Source organism: Stenotrophomonas daejeonensis (assembly GCF_001431505.1).
GTDB lineage: Bacteria > Pseudomonadota > Gammaproteobacteria > Xanthomonadales > Xanthomonadaceae > Stenotrophomonas > Stenotrophomonas daejeonensis.
In genome coordinates, this window is the sequence record NZ_LDJP01000038.1 from 1 (window position 1) to 18846 (window position 18846).

The window sequence follows — 18846 nt, forward strand, 5'->3', positions numbered from 1 at the left end:
CGCGCCACTGGCGCGCGTGCCTTGGAGCGCCCACGCCGCTGGCGTGGGCCGGGGCGCGGGGCGGGGTGAGCGTTCTGGGCGAAGCCCTCATCATGCCTGGCTGCTCGAGGCTTCGCCCGTACCCTCATCCGCCCTTCGGGCACCTTCTCCCGCAGGGAGAAGGAGAAAAGCCAATCACCCCGCAACAATATTCACGATCTTGCCCGGCACGATGATGACCTTGCGGATGGCCAGCCCTTCGAGGAACTTGGCCGTGTTCGGCTCGGCCTGGGCCAGTGCCTCGATCTGCTCGCGCGCCGCGTCGGCGGCGACCTCGATGGTGCCGCGCAGCTTGCCGTTGACCTGCACCGCCAGCGTCAACGCGTCGCGCACCAGCGCCGATGCGTCCACCTGCGGGAACGGCTGGTCCTCCAGCAGCGTCTCGCCGTGGCCCAGCAACTGCCACATCGCATGGCAGGCATGCGGGGTGATCGGGTTCAGCAGCAGCACCGCGGCCTGCAGCGCTTCCTGCCGCACCGCGCGACCCTGCGCGCCGGCGTCGTCGAACTTGGCCAGCACGTTCAGCAGTTCCATCACCGCGGCGATGGCGGTGTTGAAGGCGTGGCGGCGGCCGTAGTCGTCGCCGACCTTGCCGATGGTTTCGTGGGTCTTGCGGCGAATCGCCTTCTGCTCGGCGCTCAATGCCGCCACGTCCAGCACCGGGGCGCTGCCCTCGGCGGCGTGCTTCTGCACCATCGCCCACAGCCGGCGCAGGAAGCGCGCCATGCCATCGACGCCGGCCTCGTTCCACTCCAGCGACTGCTCCGGCGGCGCGGCGAACATCGAGAACAGGCGCACGGTGTCGGCGCCGTACTTGGCGACCATCGCCTGCGGATCGACGCCGTTGTTCTTGGACTTGGACATCTTCTCGGTGCCGCCGATCACCACCGGCTGCCCATCGCCGCGCAGGGTGGCGCCGGTGATGCGGCCGCGCTCGTCGCGCACCACGTCCACGTCGGCCGGGTTGAACCAGTCCTTCGAGCCGTCGGCGTTCTGGCGGTAGAAGGTCTCGGCGATCACCATGCCCTGACACAGCAGGTTCTTCGCCGGCTCGTTGCTGTCCACCATGCGTGCGTCGCGCAGCAGCTTGTGGAAGAAACGGAAGTACATCAGGTGCAGGATGGCGTGCTCGATGCCGCCGATGTACTGGTCCACCGGCAGCCAGTAGTTGCCGCGCTTGTCCACCGCCTCGCGCGCGCCCGGCGAGGTGTAGCGGGCGTAGTACCAGCTCGACTCCATGAAGGTGTCGAAGGTGTCGGTCTCGCGCTCGGCATCGGCGCCGCATTCGGGGCAGGCGCACTTGCGCCATTCCGGGTCGGCCTTGATCGGCGAACCGGTGCCGGTGAACTGCACGTCCTCCGGCAGCAGCACCGGCAACTGCTCTTCCGGCACCGGCACCGCGCCGCACTGGCCGCAGTAGATCACCGGGATCGGGCAGCCCCAGTAGCGCTGGCGGCTCACGCCCCAGTCGCGCAGGCGGTAGTTCACGCGGCGCTGGCCCTGGGCCTTGCGCTCGAAACGCTCGGCCAATGCCTCGAACGCACCCTGGAAATCCAGCCCGTCGAATTCGGCCGAGTTGACCAGCTCGATCTCGCGGCTCTTGTCGCCATACCAGTCCTGCCAGCGGTCCGGGTCGTAAGTGCGCTCGTCGTCGTTCTTCGGGTGCTTCAGCGCGATGACCTGCTTCTTCGGCAGGCCGTACTTGGTGGCAAATTCGAAATCGCGCTGGTCGTGGCCGGGCACCGCCATCACCGCACCGGTGCCGTAGCCCATCAGCACGAAGTTGGCGACCCAGATCGGCACCTGCTCGCCGCTGATCGGGTGGATGGCCTTCAGGCCGGTGTCCATGCCGCGCTTTTCCTGGGTCTCCAGCTCGGCCTCGGAGACGCCGCCCTGCTTCAGCTCGGCCAGCAGCTCGGCCAGCGCCGGGTTGTTCTTCGCCGCATGCTGCGCCAGCGGGTGTTCGCCGGCGATGGAGACGAAGCTCACGCCCATCACCGTGTCCGGGCGGGTGGTGAACACGCGCAGCGGGTCCAGCGCGGCGCCGTCGGCGTCGCGCACGTCGAACTGGATCTCCAGCCCTTCCGAGCGGCCGATCCAGTTGCGCTGCATGGTCTTGACCGAATCCGGCCAGCCGTCCAGTTCGTCCAGCCCGTCCAGCAGTTCCTGCGCGTAGTCGGTGATGCGCAGGAACCACTGCGGGATCTCGCGCTTCTCCACCAGCGCGCCGGAGCGCCAACCGCGGCCGTCGATGACCTGTTCGTTGGCCAGCACGGTCTGGTCCACCGGGTCCCAGTTCACCACCGCGTTGCGGCGGTAGGCCAGGCCCTTGCGCATCAGCCGGGTGAACATGCGCTGCTCGTGCACGTAGTACTCGGGTGTGCAGGTGGCGAATTCGCGCGACCAGTCGATGGCGTAGCCCAGCGACTTGAGCTGGCTGCGCATGTGGTCGATGTTGGCGTAGGTCCACTTGGCCGGCGCGGTGTTGTTCTTGATCGCCGCGTTCTCGGCCGGCAGGCCGAAGGCATCCCAGCCCATCGGCTGCAGCACGTTGTGCCCGGTCATGCGCTTGTAGCGGCTGATGACGTCGCCGATGGTGTAGTTGCGCACGTGACCCATGTGCAGCGCCCCGGACGGGTACGGCAGCATCGACAGGCAGTAGTACTTGGGCTTGTCCGAGGTCTCGTCGACCTCGAAGGCACGGGTGGCGTCCCAGTACTGCTGGGCGGCGGTTTCGACCTGCTGGGGGTCGTAGGCTGTGTTCTCGACGCTGGGCATGGCTAAAGCTGGGCGACGGCAAAGCCGCAAAGGGTACCGCAGTGCAGCAGGCGTCTCCACCTGCCCCGGTTCCGGGCCGGCCGGCCCATTGCCTTGCCGGGTGCCGGGGACCGTGTCCGACGCCCGTCTCCTACTCGCCCCGCCCGACCGGCAACAGCGCCAGCCACAGCCCCCACAGCAGGAACAACAGGCGCTGCGCGAACGGGCCGCCCAGCACGAAACCGAGGACGAACACCAGCATGCCCACCAGCCACCCGGGGATGGCGACGCGCCGCCATCCCGATTGCCGCCCCCACGACAGCAGCATCGCGCCGAGCATGAACGCCTGTGCCCACAGCATCCACATGCTGGCATGCAGCCCGCTGGCCGGGCCGTCCACGTCGCCGGCATCCAGTGGCAGCAGCCCCATGCCGATGAAGGCGAGCGCCGCGACCATCTGCATCTGCACGCCGAGCCGCAACGGCCAACCGGCCCCGGGAGGCAGGCGCCGCGCCAGCCCCGACACCGTCACCACGGCCAGCACGCCCGGCAGCATGAAGCCGAGCAGGTTGAACGGCATGGCCCCGGGCACGCCGTGCGCACCGAGCAACGCCACCGGGTGCCGCATCTGGTCGTAGCCGGGCAGGCGCGCACCGAACCCGACCACCGCCGCCAACCATGCCAGCGCCGCCGCCAATCCCGACCAGCGCACCACGCCCCTGAAGTTCATCGCCACGCCGTGGTCATCCATTGCAGTCCAGAACCCGGCATTGTCGCGACTGTCGTGTCCGCGCGCACCTCCCCGCCGGCTTGAGAAGCATCGCCCCCGCCACCATCTCGGCCCTGACTTCTTCCTGCGAGCCTGCCCCATGTCCGACCTGCCCCACGTCTTCGACGCCACCACCGAGACCTTCGAGACCGAAGTCCTGCAAAAATCGCTGGAAACCCCGGTGCTGGTGGACTTCTGGGCGACCTGGTGCGGGCCGTGCAAGACCCTGGGGCCGCTCCTGGAGAAGCTGGCCGGCGAATACCACGGCGCGTTCGAGCTGGCCAAGGTCGACGTGGACAAGGAGCAGCAGATCGCCGCCGCGTTCCAGATCCGCTCGGTGCCGACCGTGTTCCTGGTCAAGGGCGGGCAGATCGTCGATGGCTTCCCCGGCGCGCTGCCGGAAGGCCAGTTGCGCGAGTTCCTCGCCCAGCACGGCGTCACCCCGCTGGAGGCGCCCGCCGACGCCGCCGAGGCCGAACCGGTGCCGCTGGACCCACAGGCCCAGGTCGCCGCCTTGCGCGAGGCCATCGCCGCCGAGCCGGACAAGGACGAGCTCAAGCTCGACCTGGCGCTGGCCCTGATCAAGACCGGTGCCACCGCCGAAGCCGGCCCGCTGCTGGACGCACTGCCGGCCAACCTGTCCACCGACGACCGCGCCATCCGTGCCCGCGCGCGGCTGGACTTCGGCAACGCCCTGCAAGGCGCCCCGGCCGCCGATGCGCTGGCCGCGCGGGTGCAGGCCGACGGCAACGACCTGGAGGCCCGCCACCTGCTCGGCATCCACCACCTGCTGGGCGGCGAGGACGAGGCCGCGCTGGAGCAGTTCATCGAGATGCTGCGCAGCGACCGCAACTTCGGCGAAGGGCTGCCGCGCAAGGCCCTGATCGACGCCTTCCGCGTCATCGAGGACGAGGACCTGGTCGGCCGCTACCGCCGCCGCATGGCATCGCTGCTGTTCTGAGCCCACCCGGGCTGCACCACCGCTGCACCCACCATTGGGCCCGCCCCGCCGGGCCCGGCATAATGTGACGTCCGTCATTTCGATGGACGCGCCGCAACCGTCATGGTGACCCGAGGCGCCGCCGCCCCACGCCTGCCAGGACCCCGGTACCCGTGAGCTTGCCCACCCCGCGCGCACTGCGCCTGACCACCTTGTTGCGGATCGTGCTGGCCGCGCTGTCGCTGGCCTGCGCCGGCAGCGCCGCGGCCCAGGACTGGACCTACCACGCCCGCCCCGGCGACACCCTGTGGGATTTGGGCACACGCTACCTGAAACCGAGCATTTCCTGGCAGGAACTGCAGTCGTACAACGTCGTCGCCGATCCCTACCGGCTGCCCACCGGGCAGGTGCTGCGCTTCCCCATCGCCTGGCTGCGGGTGGAACCGGCGCCGGCCCGGGTGCTGGCCGTGCGCGGGCCGGTGCAGGTCGTCGATGGCAACGGCCACGGCCAGCCCGCGCGGCAGGGCATGCAACTGCAGATCGGCAGCGAGGTCAGCACCGGCAGCGATGCCAGCATCACCCTGGCCTTCGCCGACGATTCGCACCTGCAACTGCGCGAGAACTCGCAGCTGCGCCTGGACCAGCTCAGCAGCTACGGCGCCACCGGCATGGTCGACACCCGGCTGCGCCTGCAACGCGGGCGCAGCAGCAACCGGGTGACGCCGGCGCGCGGGCCGGCCTCGCGCTACATCATCACCGCCCCCACCGCCACCAGCAGCGTGCGCGGCACCGTGTTCCGGGTCAGCGCCGGTGGCGACGGCCCTGCCGCGGCCACCGAGGTCGTCCAGGGCCGGGTGCAGGTGGGCAACCCGCGCGGCCAGCGGCTGGTCGCCGCCGGCCAGGCCGCAGCCAGCACCGCCGGGCGCGACCTGCCCATGCAGGCGCTGCCCCCCGCGCCGCACCTGGAGCCGGCCACCCTGCGCGTGGAACCGCTGCCGCTGCTCGCCGATTGGCAGGCGCTGCCCGAGGCCAGCGGCGGCTACCGGGTGGAGGTGGTGCGCGCCGACACCCCGGAAATCCTGCTGTTCGCCCGCAACGTCGACGAGCCGCGGGTGCAGATCGACGCCCTGCCGCCCGGCCGGTTGCGCCTGCTGGTGCGCGCGGTCACCGCCGAGGGCATCGAAGGCCATGACGCCGAACACGATTTCGAAGTGGCCGATACCCTGCCGCCGCCGGTCACCCTGTGGCCGCTGCATGGGCAACACCTGCAGCAGGCCCGCCCCCGCTTCGAATGGGCCGTGGTCCCCGGCGCCAGCGGCAGCGTGCTGCAGGTCGCGCGCGCGCCGCAGTTCCGGCAGCCGCTGCTGGAGCAGGCCGGCACCGGCAACCGCCTGCGCGCGGCCACCGACCTGCCGGCCGGCGACTACTACTGGCGCGTGGCCTCGCGCGATGCGCGGGGCCGCACCGGCGCGTACGGCCAGCCCCTGCCGCTGCACATCAGCGACGCCCCGGTGGACCCGCAATGGCAATCCCCGCAAAGCGCGCGGGGCCAACTGACCCTGCGCTGGCAGGCCGGCCTGCCCGGCCAGCGCTACCACGTGCAGATCGACCGCCGCGACGACTTCAGCCAGCCCCTGCTGGACCGCGAGCTGGCTGCCCCCGAGGTCAGCCTGAAGCAGCCGTGGCGCGGCGGCACGCTGTTCATGCGCGTGCGCTACATCGATGACGACGGCTATGCCGGCCCCTATTCGCCGGTCCAGCAACTGCAATTGCCCTGCAGGCTCTGCTACGGCGCCGCCGCGCTGTTGCTGCTGGCGCTGTGAAGGCACGCCACCTCCGCCGCGGTTACCGCTGGCTGCTGTTCGCCACCGTGCTCGCCGCGTTGAGCGGCTGGGCCAGCCATGCCCGGCTGTTCTGGCAGGCGGACGAGGGCGTCTACGACCGGCTGGTCGGCGGCTGGGACTACCCGCCCGACGCCCGCCTCGCCATCGTCGCCATCGACGAGCGCAGCCTGCAGCAGCTCGGGCAATGGCCGTGGCCGCGCAGCACCCACGCCCGCCTGATCGAGCAGTTGGAACAGGCCGGCGTCCACCGCATCGCGCTCGACCTGCTGTTCCCCGAGCCGGACCGCAAGGACGCGCGGCAGGACCGCGAACTGGCCGCGGCCATCGCGCGCAGCGGCAAGGTGGTGCTGCCGGTGCTGGCGGCCACCACCGGCGACGAGGCGGTGCCGGTGGAACTGTTGCCGGTGCCGGCCATCGCCGAGGCCGCCGCGACCCTGGCCCATACCGACATCGAGATCGACGGCGACGGCATCGCCCGCGGCCTGTACCTGAAGGCCGGCGTCGGCTCGGCCTACTGGCCGGCGCTGGGGCTGGTACTGGCCGACACCGGCGGGCCCCTGCCCGGCCTGTCCGACCCGGACGCCGCCACACCCTCGCCGTACCAGTGGCGCCGCAACAACTACGTGCGCCTGCGCTTCGCCGGCCCGCCCGGCACCTTCCCGCAGCTGTCCTACATCGACGTGCTGGAGGGCAAGGTGCCGCCGCAACTGCTGCGCGGGCGGTGGGTGATCGTCGGCATGACCGCCAGCGGCATTGCCCCGCGGCTGCTCACGCCCACCTCGAACGAACACTGGATGAGCGGCAGCGAATACCAGGCCAACGTCGCCTCGACGCTGCTCGGCGGCCACGCTCTGCTGCCATTGCAGCCGGACGCGCAGGCCGGCCTCGTCGTCCTGCTGGTCCTGCTGTGCGCGCTGCTGCTGGCCCTGCCGCTGCCGCAGTGGCTGGCGGCCCTGCTCGCGCTTCCGGCCCCGCTGCTGCTCGGCATGGTGCTGCTGCGCGGCTTCCAGTTGTGGTTCGCGCCGGTCGCGGCCCTGGTCGGCATCGCCGCCCTGCTGCTGGCCTCGGGCGTCTGGCAGCTGCGCTACTGGCGCCGGCTGGCCAACCGCGACCCGCTCACCGGCCTGGGCAACCGCATGCGCTTCGAGCGGACGCTGCAACAGGAGCATGACGCCGCCCGCCGCAGCGGCCGTCCCCTGAGCCTGGTGCTGGTCGACCTGGACCACTTCAAGCACTGCAACGACACCTATGGCCACCGCACCGGCGACCAGTTGCTGCGGCAGCTGGCGCGCACGCTCGACAGCCTGGCGCGGCGCCCGCGCGACCTGGCCGCACGCTTCGGCGGCGACGAATTCGCCCTGATCCTGCCGGACACGCCGCAGGCAGGCGCCGCGCGGCTGCTCGAAGAGCTGCTCATGCAGGTGCGCCGCATGGGCATCCCCGCCGGCCACGGTCAGCTGGCCCGGGCCAGCATCAGCGCCGGGGTGTGCACCCGCGTGCCGGACCCGGACAGCACGCCCTCGCAGTTGTACGAAGCGGCCGATGCCGCCCTGTACGAGGCCAAGAAGGCTGGCCGGGACGGCTATCGCTGCGCACCCGCGCAGACCGTACCGGCCACACCATACGGGGGCGAATGCTAAGCTTCGCTCCATCCTTCCGCCTGCCTCGCCGATGAAAGCCAGCACCTTCCGCCACGGCATCAACCTGTGGCCGCCGTTCCTGATGGCCGGCATCCACGTCACCGCCATCCGCCCCGACTACCGCCACGTGCGCGTCGAGCTGCGGCAGCGGCCGTGGAACATGAACTACGTGGGCACCCATTTCGGCGGCAGCCTGTTCGCCATGACCGACCCGTTCTGGATGCTGTGCCTGCTGCACAACCTCGGGCGCGACTACTACGTCTGGGACAAGGCCGGCGACATCGAGTTCGTCAAGCCGGGCAAGGGCGTGGTCGCCACCGAGTTCCGGCTCGACGACGCCCTGCTCGACGAAGTCCGCGCCGCCACCGCCAGCGGCGGGAAATACCTGCGCTGGTTCGAGAACGACATCCTCGATGCGCAGGGCGAGGTGGTCGCCCGCGTGCGCAAGCAGGTCTACGTGCGGCTCAAGCCGGAAGCGCGCGCGAACCCGAAGCAGGAACCGTAAGCGACGGGGGCATCAGCGGGCGAGCATGGCCTGCGGCAATGGCACCCGCAGCCTCTCCACGCCGTTCCGCCGGGTGTAGGACGGGGTTTCCAGCGCGGTGCCGTCGGCGGACACGGTGATCGGCCGGTGCGCGCTGCGCAGTTCGGCCGGCAGGCCGTCCAGCCGTTCGGCCAAGGGCGTGGCCGCATCCCGCGCCGCATGCTCGCGCAGCCACAGCACGGCACCCAACAGGCGCACCTGCGCCGCGGTGTCCTGCTGCCGGTGGGCGTATCCGCCGTAGGCGGGAGCGGCGATGTCGCCCAGGATGCAACCAATGGAATTGGTCAGGCATTCCGGCCGCCACCACGCCAGGACCCGGGCAGGCGGTGCGGGCAACCGGCGATCCTCGGCAATGGCCTGCCGCGCCTCCGGCAGACAGGCATCGCCCAGCGTCCCGGCAGTACGCGCGAGGGTCTTCCTGCCGCTGTAGAACAGCACCCCCAGACGCTGGGTGTCCTGGATCTTCCTGTCCATCAGCGTGGCCAGGCCACGCTGCATCGCGAACTCGCCGCGCATGCCATTGCAGATGCCGGCCTCGTCGGGCGACAGCGGCGCAAAAGCCGTGGCGCAGGCCGCCGGCAACGGCGCATCCAGCGGCAGTTCGGCCAGCACCGCCGCGAACAGCGCTTCATTCGCCACCAGCATGGCGTTGCCCACCATCGTCGTCAGCAGGTTGTCGCCGTGCGCCATCAACATGCGGCCGCTGCCGGCGTCACGGCACAGCCCGGCCAGTGCGCGCGGGCTGTCGCCCCGCACGTGGGCGAGCGCATGCGCGCCCAGCGGCACCTGCAGGGGACCCATCGCCGGCCACGGCGTCATTTCGCCCTGCGTCAGCGGCGAGTGGTAATGGCCATGCACCGCCATTTCGTCCATCTGCGCCAACACGGCGGCCTGCGGGACCAAGGCCGAGGCCACGGCCTGCGGTTGCCGGCGCACCCGCCCCAGGCACTCGGCGGCCTGGCCGAAACTGCACAGTACCGGGCTGGCGACAGGCGGGGCTTCGCCTGCGGCCAGCAGAGGCGGCGGCAATGCCACCGCCTCTTCATCCATCGTGCCCATGCTGATGGCGTTGAAACGAGGGACGTATTCGGCGACATACCACCGCTCGAACGCCCGGGCATGCGCATCGACCCGCGCCTGCCGCTGCTCCGGTGTCAGCCCCTCCACGCCCAGCAGCGCCAGCGTGGCGTAGGCATTGCTGCCGGGACGCTCCTGCGGCGCCTCCAATGCAGCCAGCGCGCGCTTCTGCACCGCCGGCACCGGCCACAGCCACGAGGCCAGCAGCACCACCGCTGCCACCAACAGCAAACCCGCCAATCCCCCGGCCACCCGCAACAACGCCTTTCCCACCGCCCTGCTTCCCTGATGTTTCATGGTGTCCCGCATTCCGGAGCCGTCCATCTGGCGCAATCGAGCGATGAACGATAGCCAACGCAGCAGATGCCGCCAACACGCCGGCACCCGGCCGGCCTGTGTGGCGCCATGCTGCACCGCTACAATCCGCCCATGTCGCCCGATACCCCTGCCGCGTCCCGGCCTTCGCTGCAACGCCTGTTCCTGACCGGCCTGCTGACCCTGCTTCCGATCTGGCTGACCTGGGTGGTCATCAAGTTCGTGTTCGTGCTGCTGTCGGGCATCAGCAGCCCGCTGGTGGTGCCGTTGTCCGAGCGGGTCGCCGCCTCGTTCCCGGATTCGCTGGGCTGGATCAAGGTCGAATGGATGCAGGCCACCATCGCGCTGCTGGCCACGCTGCTGGTGATCCTGCTGGTGGGCGTGCTCAGCCGCCGGGTGATCGGCCAGCGCCTGCTGCGCTGGTTCGGCGCGGTGATCCGCCGCATCCCGCTGGCCAGCGTCATCTACGACAGCGCCAAGAAGCTGCTGGACATCCTGCAGACCCAGCCCGGCAGCACCCAGCGCGTGGTGCTGATCGACTTCCCGCACCGCGACATGAAGTCGGTGGGGCTGGTCACCCGCGTCATCCGCGAGCACGGCACCGGCCGCGAACTGGCCGCGGTGTACGTGCCGACCACCCCCAACCCGACCTCGGGCTACCTGGAAATCGTGCCGGTGGAGCTGCTCACGCCCACCGACTGGACGGTGGACCAGGCGATGAGCTTCATCATCTCCGGCGGCGCGGTAGCGCCGGACAGCGTGCCGTTCACCCGCGCCGGCGAGCGCTGAACACAGCGGGTGCAACGCTGGTCGTCCCCGGCGTAATCGGGCACTCTCCCCGGCTTGTGCGTTTCCGGAATCCTCGATGTCCTCCAGCCCGCTACGCCTGCTTGCGCTCGCCATTGCCACGGCCCTGATGGTCTCGGCCATCGCTCCTGCCGAGGCCGCGAAGAAGAAAACCCAGCGCACGGCGCAACCGCGCGCGGCCAGCCGCCCGGCGCCGCCGCCGGTCAAGCAGGACAAGGCGGCGCAGCTCAACCGCATCTACGACGAATACTGGGACGCCTCGATGCGGCTGAACCCGCTGCAGGCCACCTTCCAGGGCGACGCGCGCTTCAACGACCAGTTGCCCAACTTCCTGTCGGCCGCCTCGCGCCAGCAGGCGCACGAGTTCATGGTCGAATGGCTGGGCAAGGTCGAGGCGGTGGGCAGCGACGGCCTGCAGGGCCAGGACCTGCTCAGCTACGAGATATTCGTGCGCGACGCGCGCATCTCGCTGGCCGCCGAGCAGTACCCGTCGTGGATGCTGCCGATCAACCAGTACTACAACCTGGCCAGCATCATCGCCGTGCTCGGCTCGGGTACCGGCGCGCAGCCGTTCAACACGGTCAGGGACTACGAGAACTGGTCGCGGCGCTCGCTGGGGGTGCCGCCGCTGTTCGAGCAGGCCATCGCCAACATGCGCGAAGGCATGGCCGCCGGCGTGGTGCAGCCGCGCGCGCTGATGGAAAAGGTGCTGCCGCAGCTGGACGCGGTGATCAAGCCGACCGCCGAGGAAAGCATCTTCTGGGCGCCGATCCGCAACCTGCCGGAGGATTTCTCCGACGAGGACAAGGCGCGGCTGGGCGCCGAGTACAAGCGGATGATCGAATACCGGCTGATGCCGGCCTACCGCTCGCTGCGCGGCTTCATCGCCACCCAGTACCTGCCGGCCACCCGCGACAGCGACGGGCTCGGCGCACTGCCCGACGGCCAGGCGTGGTACGCGCACAGCGTCGCCAGCCTGACCACGCCGGCGCGCACGCCGGCGGAAATCCACGAACTGGGCACGCAGGAAGTGCAGCGCCTGCAGGAGCGCATCACCGCGACGATGAAGGAAGCGCGCATCCGCGGCTCGATGCGCAAGACACTCAACGCGATGCGCAACGACCGCCAGTTCACCTTCAAGGACGACGCCGCGCTGCTGGCGCGCTATGCCGAGGTCGGCCGGCAGGTGGAGGCGGCCCTGCCCGGCCTGTTCGAGCTCCAACCCAGGGCCACGCTGGAAATCCGGCCGGTCGAACCCGGGCGCGCCCTGACCAGCAGCGCCGCCAGTTACCAGCCACCGAGCGCGGACGGCCAGCAACCCGGCGTGCTCTACGTCAACACCGCCGACCTGCCCACGCGCAAGCGCTGGGCAGTGCCGCTGCAGTACCTGCACGAAGCCATCCCCGGCCACCACCTGCAACTGGGCCTGCAACAGGAACTGGCGACGCTGCCGCGCTTCCGCCGGCTCGGCGGCGACGTCGCCTTCATCGAGGGCTGGGGGCTGTATGCCGAATCGCTGGGTGAGCAGATGGGCCTGTACGCCGACCCTTACGACCACCTCGGCTACCTGCAGACCACCCTGCTGCGCACCGTGCGGCTGGTCGCCGACACCGGCGTCAACGCCGCCGGCTGGAGCCGCAGGCAGGCCATCGACTACATGGTCGGCAACGCCGACATTTCCGCCGCCGACGCCACCGCCGAGGTCGAGCGCTTCATGGCCCAGCCGGGGCAGACGCTGGCCTGGCGCGTCGGCGAGATCAAGATCCGGCTGCTGCGCGAGAAGGCGCAGGCCGAGCTGGGCGAACGCTTCGACCCGCGCGAGTTCCACGCCGAGGTGCTGAAGGACGGCTCGATGCCGCTGGACATCCTGGAAGCCAAGATCGACCGCTGGATCGCCAACAAGAAGACCCCGCTGGAGTAACCGTCATGTACCGGTGGAAATCCCGATTCGCCCCGTTGTGCCTGCTCGCGTTCGCCAGCGCGGCCGGCGCCGCCGCGCCCATGCCGCCGGACCCGGGCATCGACGGCCTGATGCAGCGCTACGACGGGCAGGTCCCCGGCGCCGCGGTGCTGGTGCTGAAGGACGGGCAACCGGTATTCCGGCGCGGCTACGGGCTGGCCGTGGTCGAGGACGGTACGCCGGTCACGCCCGCCACCAACTTCCGCCTGGCCTCGGTGAGCAAGCAGTTCACCGCCGCGGCGATCCTGCTGCTGGCCGAGGATGGCAGGCTGTCCATCGACGACCCGCTGAAGAAGTGGCTGCCCGGCCTGCCGGCGGTGGCCGACGCGATGACCCTGCGGCACCTGCTCAGCCATACCAGCGGCCTGCTCGATTACGAAGACCTCATGGATCAGCACGGCGACCCGGCCGACACCCGCCAGGTGCACGACATCGACGTGCTGCACCTGCTGGAGCAGGAGAACCGCACCTACTTCGCACCGGGCAGCGACTACCGCTACAGCAACAGCGGCTACGCGCTGCTGGCGCTGGTGGTCGGCAAAGCCTCGGGCAGCGACTTCGCCAGCTTCCTGCGCCAGCGCATATTCCTGCCGCTGGGCATGCACGCCACCTTCGCCCACCAGGACGGCGTGGACGAGGTGCCCGAACGCGCCTACGGCTACAGCGAAATCGATGGCCGCTGGCAGCGCACCGACCAGAGCACCACCAGCGCCGTGCTCGGCGACGGCGGCATCTATTCCTCCCTCGACGACCTCGCCAGGTGGGATGCGGCGCTGTACGACGAACGCCTGCTGCGCCGCGCGTCGCTGCGGCTGGCGTTCAGCCCGGCCACGGCGACGCCGGAGCCGGACGTGCCGCACTACGGCTTCGGCTGGCGCATCAACGGCGACATGCTGTGGCACAGCGGCGAGAGCATCGGCTTCCGCAACGTGATCGTGCGCTACCCGAAGCGGAAGCTGACGGTGATCGTGCTGAGCAACCGCAACGACCCGGAGCCCTACCCGCTGGCGCTGGCCATCGCCAAACGCTGGCTGGACGCGAAACGATGAAGCTGCTGGCCGGCATCCACCACGTCGCGCTGATCGTCTCGGACTACCCGCGCGCGAAGGATTTCTACACCCGCATCCTCGGGCTGGAAGTGCTCGCCGAGAACTTCCGCGCGCAACGCCAGTCGTGGAAGCTGGACCTGTGCCTGCCCGATGGCGGCCAGCTGGAACTGTTCTCCTTTCCCGACCCGCCACCGCGCCCCAGCCGCCCGGAAGCCCGCGGCCTGCGCCATCTCGCCTTCCGCGTCGCCGCGCTGGATGCGGCCATCGCCCACCTGCAGGCCGAGGGCGTGGCCTGCGAACCGGTGCGGGTGGACGAACATACCGGCCGCCGCTTCACCTTCTTCGCCGACCCGGACGGGCTGCCGCTGGAGCTGTACGAAACCGGCTGAGCCCTCCCCGGTCGCATCGCCGCCACGGCATGTCCCTGGTCCCGATGACTTCCGGCGCATTGCACGACCGTGGCTGCTGCCGGAAAGATGGCCCATCTTCCGGGGAGGTATCCGTCCATGCTGCAGATCCGTGGTCTGTCCAAAACCTACGCCAACGGCGTGCACGCACTGAAGAACGTCGACCTGGACATTCCGCGCGGCATGTTCGGCCTGCTCGGCCCCAATGGCGCCGGCAAGTCCTCGCTGATGCGCACGCTGGCCACGCTGCAGGAAGCCGACGCCGGCAGCGCGACGCTGACCACCGCCGACGGCGCCAGCATCGACGTGCTCCATGACAAGGACGCGCTGCGCCGCCGGCTCGGCTACCTGCCACAGGATTTCGGCGTCTACCCGAAGGTGAGCGCGCTGGACCTGCTCGACCACTTCGCCGTGCTCAAGGGCCTGACCGCGCGCAGGCAGCGCAAGGAGGTAGTCGAGGGCCTGCTGCAACAGGTGAACCTGTGGGACGCGCGCAAGCGCAGGCTCGGCACCTATTCCGGCGGCATGCGCCAGCGCTTCGGCATCGCCCAGGCGCTGCTCGGCAACCCGCAGCTGGTGATCGTCGACGAGCCCACCGCCGGCCTCGACCCGGAGGAACGCAACCGCTTCCTCAACCTGCTGGCGGAGATCGGCGAGAACGTGGCGGTGATCCTGTCCACCCACATCGTCGAGGACGTCACCGACCTGTGCCCGAACATGGCGATCATGAACAAGGGGCAGGTGCTGCTGAGCGGGCGCCCGGCCGAGGCCATCGCCGCGTTGCAGGCGCAGGTGTGGCGCAAGCAGGTGGGCAAGGGCGCGCTGGCCGACTACGAAGCGCGTTTCACCGTGCTGTCCACGCGGCTGGTCGGCGGTCATCCGGTGATCCACGTGTTCAGCCCCTCGCAGCCGGAGGAGGGCTTCGCGCCGGTGGAGCCGGGCCTGGAGGACGTCTATTTCCAGCGCCTGCGCCTGCAGGCGCAGGCCGCCTGACGGAGCCGGCCCATGACCTTCGCCTTCCTCCGTTTCGAGCTGCGCGAGCAGCTCCGTTCCCCGCTGCTGTGGCTGCTGGCGGCGCTGTTCGCGCTGCTCGCCTTCGGCGCCGCTTCCAGCGATGCCATCCAGATCGGCGGCGGCATCGGCAACGTGCACCGCAATGCGCCATCGGTGATCGCCACCTTCATGACCTCCTTCACCCTGCTCGGCCTGCTGGTGGTCACGCTGTTCGTCAGCAATGCACTGCTGCGCGACTTCGAGCTGGGTACCGCCGAGCTGGTGTTCTCCAGCCCGATCAAGCGCCGCGACTACCTGCTGGGCCGGCTGGGCGCGGCGCTGCTGGCCAGCCTGCTGATGTACGCCATCATCGCCATCGGCCTGTTCATCGCCCAGTTCATGCCGTGGATCGACGCCGCCCGGCTCGGCCCGGTATCGCTGCAGCCCTATCTCTGGTCGTTCATGTGCATGGTGCTGCCGAACGTATTGTTCACCACCGCGCTGCTGGCGGTGCTGGCGGTGACCACCCGCAACATCCTGTGGGTATACATCGGCGTCATCGTGTTCTTCGTGCTGTACGGCGTCAGCCGCGCGATCCTGGCCGACATCGACAACCTGCGCCTGTCCTCGCTGCTCGACCCGCTGGGCATCCGCGCGATGGCGCAGGCGATGCGCTACTGGTCGGCCGAAGAACGCAACAGCGGCCTGCCCGCCTTCACCGGCTACCTGCTGGAGAACCGCCTGCTGTGGCTGGCCGTGACCGGCGCGCTGTTCGCCGCCACCTTCGCCCTGTTCCGCACCGAACGCAGCGGCACCGGGCGCAGGCGCGGCAGGAAGATCGCCAGCGTCGCCACCACCGGTGGGAAGCGCCAGGCGGTCACCGCGCCGAAGGTGACGCCGGCGTTCAACGCCGCCACCGGCTGGAAGCAGCTGCTGCGGCAGGTGCGCTTCGATGCCTTCGGCGTGTTCCGTAGCGCGCCGTTCCTGGTGCTGCTGGTGCTGGGCATGGCCAACTTCATCCCCAGCGCGCTGTTCCGCAAGACCATGTACGGCACGCCCAGCTGGCCGGTGACCTCGCAGATGCTGGAGGCCCTGCAGCAGAGCTACAGCTTTCTGTTGATCATCATCGTGCTGTTCTACGCCGGCGAGCTGGTCTGGCGCGAACGCAGCGCGCGCATGGCCGGCATCAGCGATGCCATGCCGGTGCCCAACTGGGTGCCGCTGCTGGGCAAGTTCCTGACCCTGGTCACCGTGGTCGCTGCGTTCCAGGCCGTGGGCGGGCTCACCGCCGTGGCCATCCAACTGGGCAAGGGCTACACCCGGATCGAGCCGCTGCTGTACCTCAAGACGCTGGCGCTGGACTCGGTGGTGTACATCCTGATGGGCGGCATGGCGCTGGTGCTGCAGGTGCTGAGCAACAACAAGTTCCTCGGCTATGCATTGCTGGTCCTGCTGCTGATCGGGCAGTCGGTGCTGGGCATGCTCGACTACACCCAGAACCTGTACAACTTCGGCAGCTGGCCGATCGCCCCGTATTCGGACATGAACGGCTACGGCCACTTCCTGGCCGGGCAGCTGGCGTTCCAGGGTTACTGGACACTGTTCCTGCTGGCGCTGCTGCTGGTCTGCGCCGCGTTGTGGGTGCGTGGCGTCGATTCGGGCCTGCGCCAGCGCCTGAAGCTGCGCCGCCAGCGGCTGCGCGGCCGGCTGGGCGTGGCGCTGGCCGCCTCGGTCGTGGCCTTCGCCGCCTGCGGCACGTGGCTGTACTGGAGCACCAACATCCGCAACGAGTTCGTCTCGCCGGACCAGATGCTGGACCGCCAGGCCCGCTACGAGCGCGAATACCGCAAGTACAAGGACCTGCCGCAGCCGCGCATCGTCGCCGTCGACAACACCGTCGACCTGCGTCCGGAAACCCAGACGGTCCGCATCGACGGCCGCTACCGCGTGCGCAACACCCATGCCACCGCGATCCCGGCCATCCACGTGGCGATGGGCGACGACCGCACGCTGGCCAGCATCGAACTGGGCGGCGCCAGGCTGACCACGCACGACGAGGCGCTGGGCTACCGTATCTACACGCTGGATGCGCCGATGCAGCCGGGCGAGGAACGCGACGTCACCTTCACCGTGGACATCCACCCCACCGGCATCACCGCCGACCAGGCGCAGAGCCGCATCGTCGGCAACGGCAGCTTCTTCAACAGCCGCGTGCTGCCGGCGTTCGGCTATGACACCGGGGTGGAGATCAGCGACCGCAACGAACGCCGCAAGCGCGACCTGGGCGAACCCACGCGCATGCCGAAGCTGGAGGACGAGGCCGCGCGTGCCAACACCTACATCTCCAACGACGCGGACTGGCTGGATTTCCGCACCACCATCTGCACCGCACCGGACCAGATCGCGCTGGCCCCGGGCTACCTGCGGAAGGAATACAGCCGCGATGGCCGCCGCTGCTTCGACTACGCAATGGACCGGCCGATGTTGAACTTCTACGCCTACCTGTCGGCACGCTGGGCGGTGAAGAAGGCGGCGTACAAGGACATCCCGATCGAGGTCTACTACGACCCCAAGCACCCGTACAACGTGGACCGGATGATCGAGGGCGTGCAGAAATCGCTGGCCTACTACGAAGCGAACTTCAGCCCGTACCAGCATCGCCAGGTGCGCATCATCGAATTCCCGGGCTACCAGTCGTTCGCGCAGAGCTTCGCCAACACCATCCCCTACTCCGAATCCATCGGCTTCATCGCCGACCTGCGCGACAAGGACAACATCGACTACGTGTTCTACGTGACCGCGCACGAGGTCGCGCACCAGTGGTGGGCGCACCAGGTGATCGGCGCCAACGTGCAGGGCGCGACCGTGCTGTCCGAGTCGCTGTCGCAGTATGCGGCGCTGATGGTGATGGAGAAGGAATACGGCCGCGGCCACATGCGCCAGTTCCTCAAGGACGAGCTGGACAGCTACCTGTCCGGGCGTGGCGGCGAGGACGTGGAGGAACTGCCGCTGTATCGCGTGGAAAACCAGCAGTACATCCACTACCGCAAGGGCTCGGTGGTGTTCTACCGGCTGCGCGAGGAAATGGGCGAGGAAGCATTGAACCGGGCATTGAGCCGCTTCCTGCAGGCCAAGGCCTTCCAGCAGCCGCCGTACACCACCTCGGCCGAACTGCTGGACTTCATCCGCTCCGAGGCCAAGCCCGAGCAGCAGGCCCTGATCACCGACCTGTTCGAGAAGATCAGCTTCTACGACAACCGCGTGGTCGAGGCGACCGCGAAGCAGCGCGCCGACGGCCGCTACGACGTGACCCTGAGGCTGCACGCCGACAAGCGCTACGCGGACGGGATCGGCAAGGAAACGCCCGGCGCGCTGGACGACTGGATCGAGGTCGGCGTGTTCGCCAGGGGGCCCTCGGGCAAGGAACGCGACGAGAAGGTGCTGTACCTGCAACGCCACCACATCACCGGTGCCGCGCCCGAACTCACCGTGACCGTCGATGGCCGCCCGGACGAAGCCGGCTTCGACCCCTACAACAAGCTGATCGACCGCGTCTCCACGGACAACCGCAAGCGGATCACGCTCCAGTGAGATCCATGCCTCCGGCATGGCCGGGAGTGCTGCGGTGCGGATTCCGTACTCCGGCGAATGGGTATACATTCGCCGGCAACCGGCATCTTCCGGACCACGACACACGCCCTGGGA

At 69.6% G+C, this 18846-nt stretch carries 13 protein-coding genes; 10 read left to right on the top strand and 3 right to left on the bottom strand.

Annotated features, from left to right (window positions below):
- Window positions 1-174: 174 nt before the first annotated feature.
- Window positions 175-2817 carry a leucine--tRNA ligase gene (gene leuS / locus ABB34_RS07225; protein WP_057640580.1) on the bottom strand — a complete coding sequence of 881 codons (2643 nt, stop codon included), beginning with the start codon at window positions 2815-2817 and terminating at the stop codon, window positions 175-177.
- A 130-nt stretch (window positions 2818-2947) separates the two neighbouring features.
- Window positions 2948-3547 carry a DUF998 domain-containing protein gene (locus tag ABB34_RS07230; protein WP_245625419.1) on the bottom strand — a complete coding sequence of 200 codons (600 nt, stop codon included), beginning with the start codon at window positions 3545-3547 and terminating at the stop codon, window positions 2948-2950.
- 118 nt (window positions 3548-3665) lie between these two features.
- Here ABB34_RS07230 and trxA point away from each other — a divergent pair, with 118 nt between their 5' ends.
- The 4 genes from trxA to ABB34_RS07250 all read left to right on the top strand — a co-directional run bounded on the left by trxA (window position 3666) and on the right by ABB34_RS07250 (window position 8494).
- Window positions 3666-4526: a thioredoxin gene (gene trxA, locus ABB34_RS07235; protein WP_057640581.1), complete on the top strand. Its 861-nt coding sequence runs from the start codon at window positions 3666-3668 to the stop codon at window positions 4524-4526.
- Between the two features lie 152 nt (window positions 4527-4678).
- Entirely contained in the window at window positions 4679-6328 is a 1650-nt protein-coding gene (locus ABB34_RS07240) for a FecR family protein (protein ID WP_245625420.1), read from the top strand.
- The gene (locus ABB34_RS07245; RefSeq protein WP_057640582.1) at window positions 6325-7989 is read left to right on the top strand and encodes a CHASE2 domain-containing protein; all 1665 of its coding nucleotides are present in this window, start codon (window positions 6325-6327) and stop codon (window positions 7987-7989) included. The genes ABB34_RS07240 and ABB34_RS07245 overlap by 4 nt, the downstream gene beginning before the upstream one ends.
- Window positions 7990-8020: 31 nt before the next feature.
- On the top strand, window positions 8021-8494 hold the full coding sequence (locus ABB34_RS07250) for a DUF4442 domain-containing protein (RefSeq protein WP_057640583.1): 474 nt from the start codon (window positions 8021-8023) through the stop codon (window positions 8492-8494).
- 12 nt (window positions 8495-8506) lie between these two features.
- On the opposite strand, the gene ABB34_RS07255 is transcribed toward ABB34_RS07250, so the two are convergent.
- Window positions 8507-9841 carry a hypothetical protein gene (locus ABB34_RS07255; RefSeq protein ID WP_057640584.1) on the bottom strand — a complete coding sequence of 445 codons (1335 nt, stop codon included), beginning with the start codon at window positions 9839-9841 and terminating at the stop codon, window positions 8507-8509.
- Between the two features lie 198 nt (window positions 9842-10039).
- Between ABB34_RS07255 and ABB34_RS07260 the strand changes: the two genes are divergently transcribed.
- From ABB34_RS07260 to ABB34_RS07285, 6 genes are all read left to right on the top strand, one after another.
- On the top strand, window positions 10040-10714 hold the full coding sequence (locus tag ABB34_RS07260; protein ID WP_057640585.1) for a DUF502 domain-containing protein: 675 nt from the start codon (window positions 10040-10042) through the stop codon (window positions 10712-10714).
- A gap of 76 nt (window positions 10715-10790) precedes the next feature.
- On the top strand, window positions 10791-12653 hold the full coding sequence (locus ABB34_RS07265; RefSeq protein ID WP_057640586.1) for a DUF885 domain-containing protein: 1863 nt from the start codon (window positions 10791-10793) through the stop codon (window positions 12651-12653).
- Between the two features lie 5 nt (window positions 12654-12658).
- Window positions 12659-13741 (top strand): serine hydrolase domain-containing protein, encoded by a 1083-nt coding sequence (locus ABB34_RS07270; protein ID WP_057640587.1) that lies wholly within the window; start codon window positions 12659-12661, stop codon window positions 13739-13741.
- Window positions 13738-14130 carry an SMU1112c/YaeR family gloxylase I-like metalloprotein gene (gene gloA2, locus ABB34_RS07275; RefSeq protein WP_057640588.1) on the top strand — a complete coding sequence of 131 codons (393 nt, stop codon included), beginning with the start codon at window positions 13738-13740 and terminating at the stop codon, window positions 14128-14130. Before ABB34_RS07270 ends, gloA2 begins: the two co-directional genes overlap by 4 nt.
- 117 nt (window positions 14131-14247) lie before the next feature.
- A complete protein-coding gene (locus tag ABB34_RS07280; RefSeq protein WP_057640589.1) occupies window positions 14248-15141 on the top strand; it encodes an ABC transporter ATP-binding protein in 894 nt (297 codons plus the stop codon).
- Between the two features lie 12 nt (window positions 15142-15153).
- Complete coding sequence (locus ABB34_RS07285) at window positions 15154-18732, top strand: ABC transporter permease/M1 family aminopeptidase (protein ID WP_057640590.1); 3579 nt, start codon at window positions 15154-15156, stop codon at window positions 18730-18732.
- Window positions 18733-18846 lie beyond the last annotated feature (114 nt).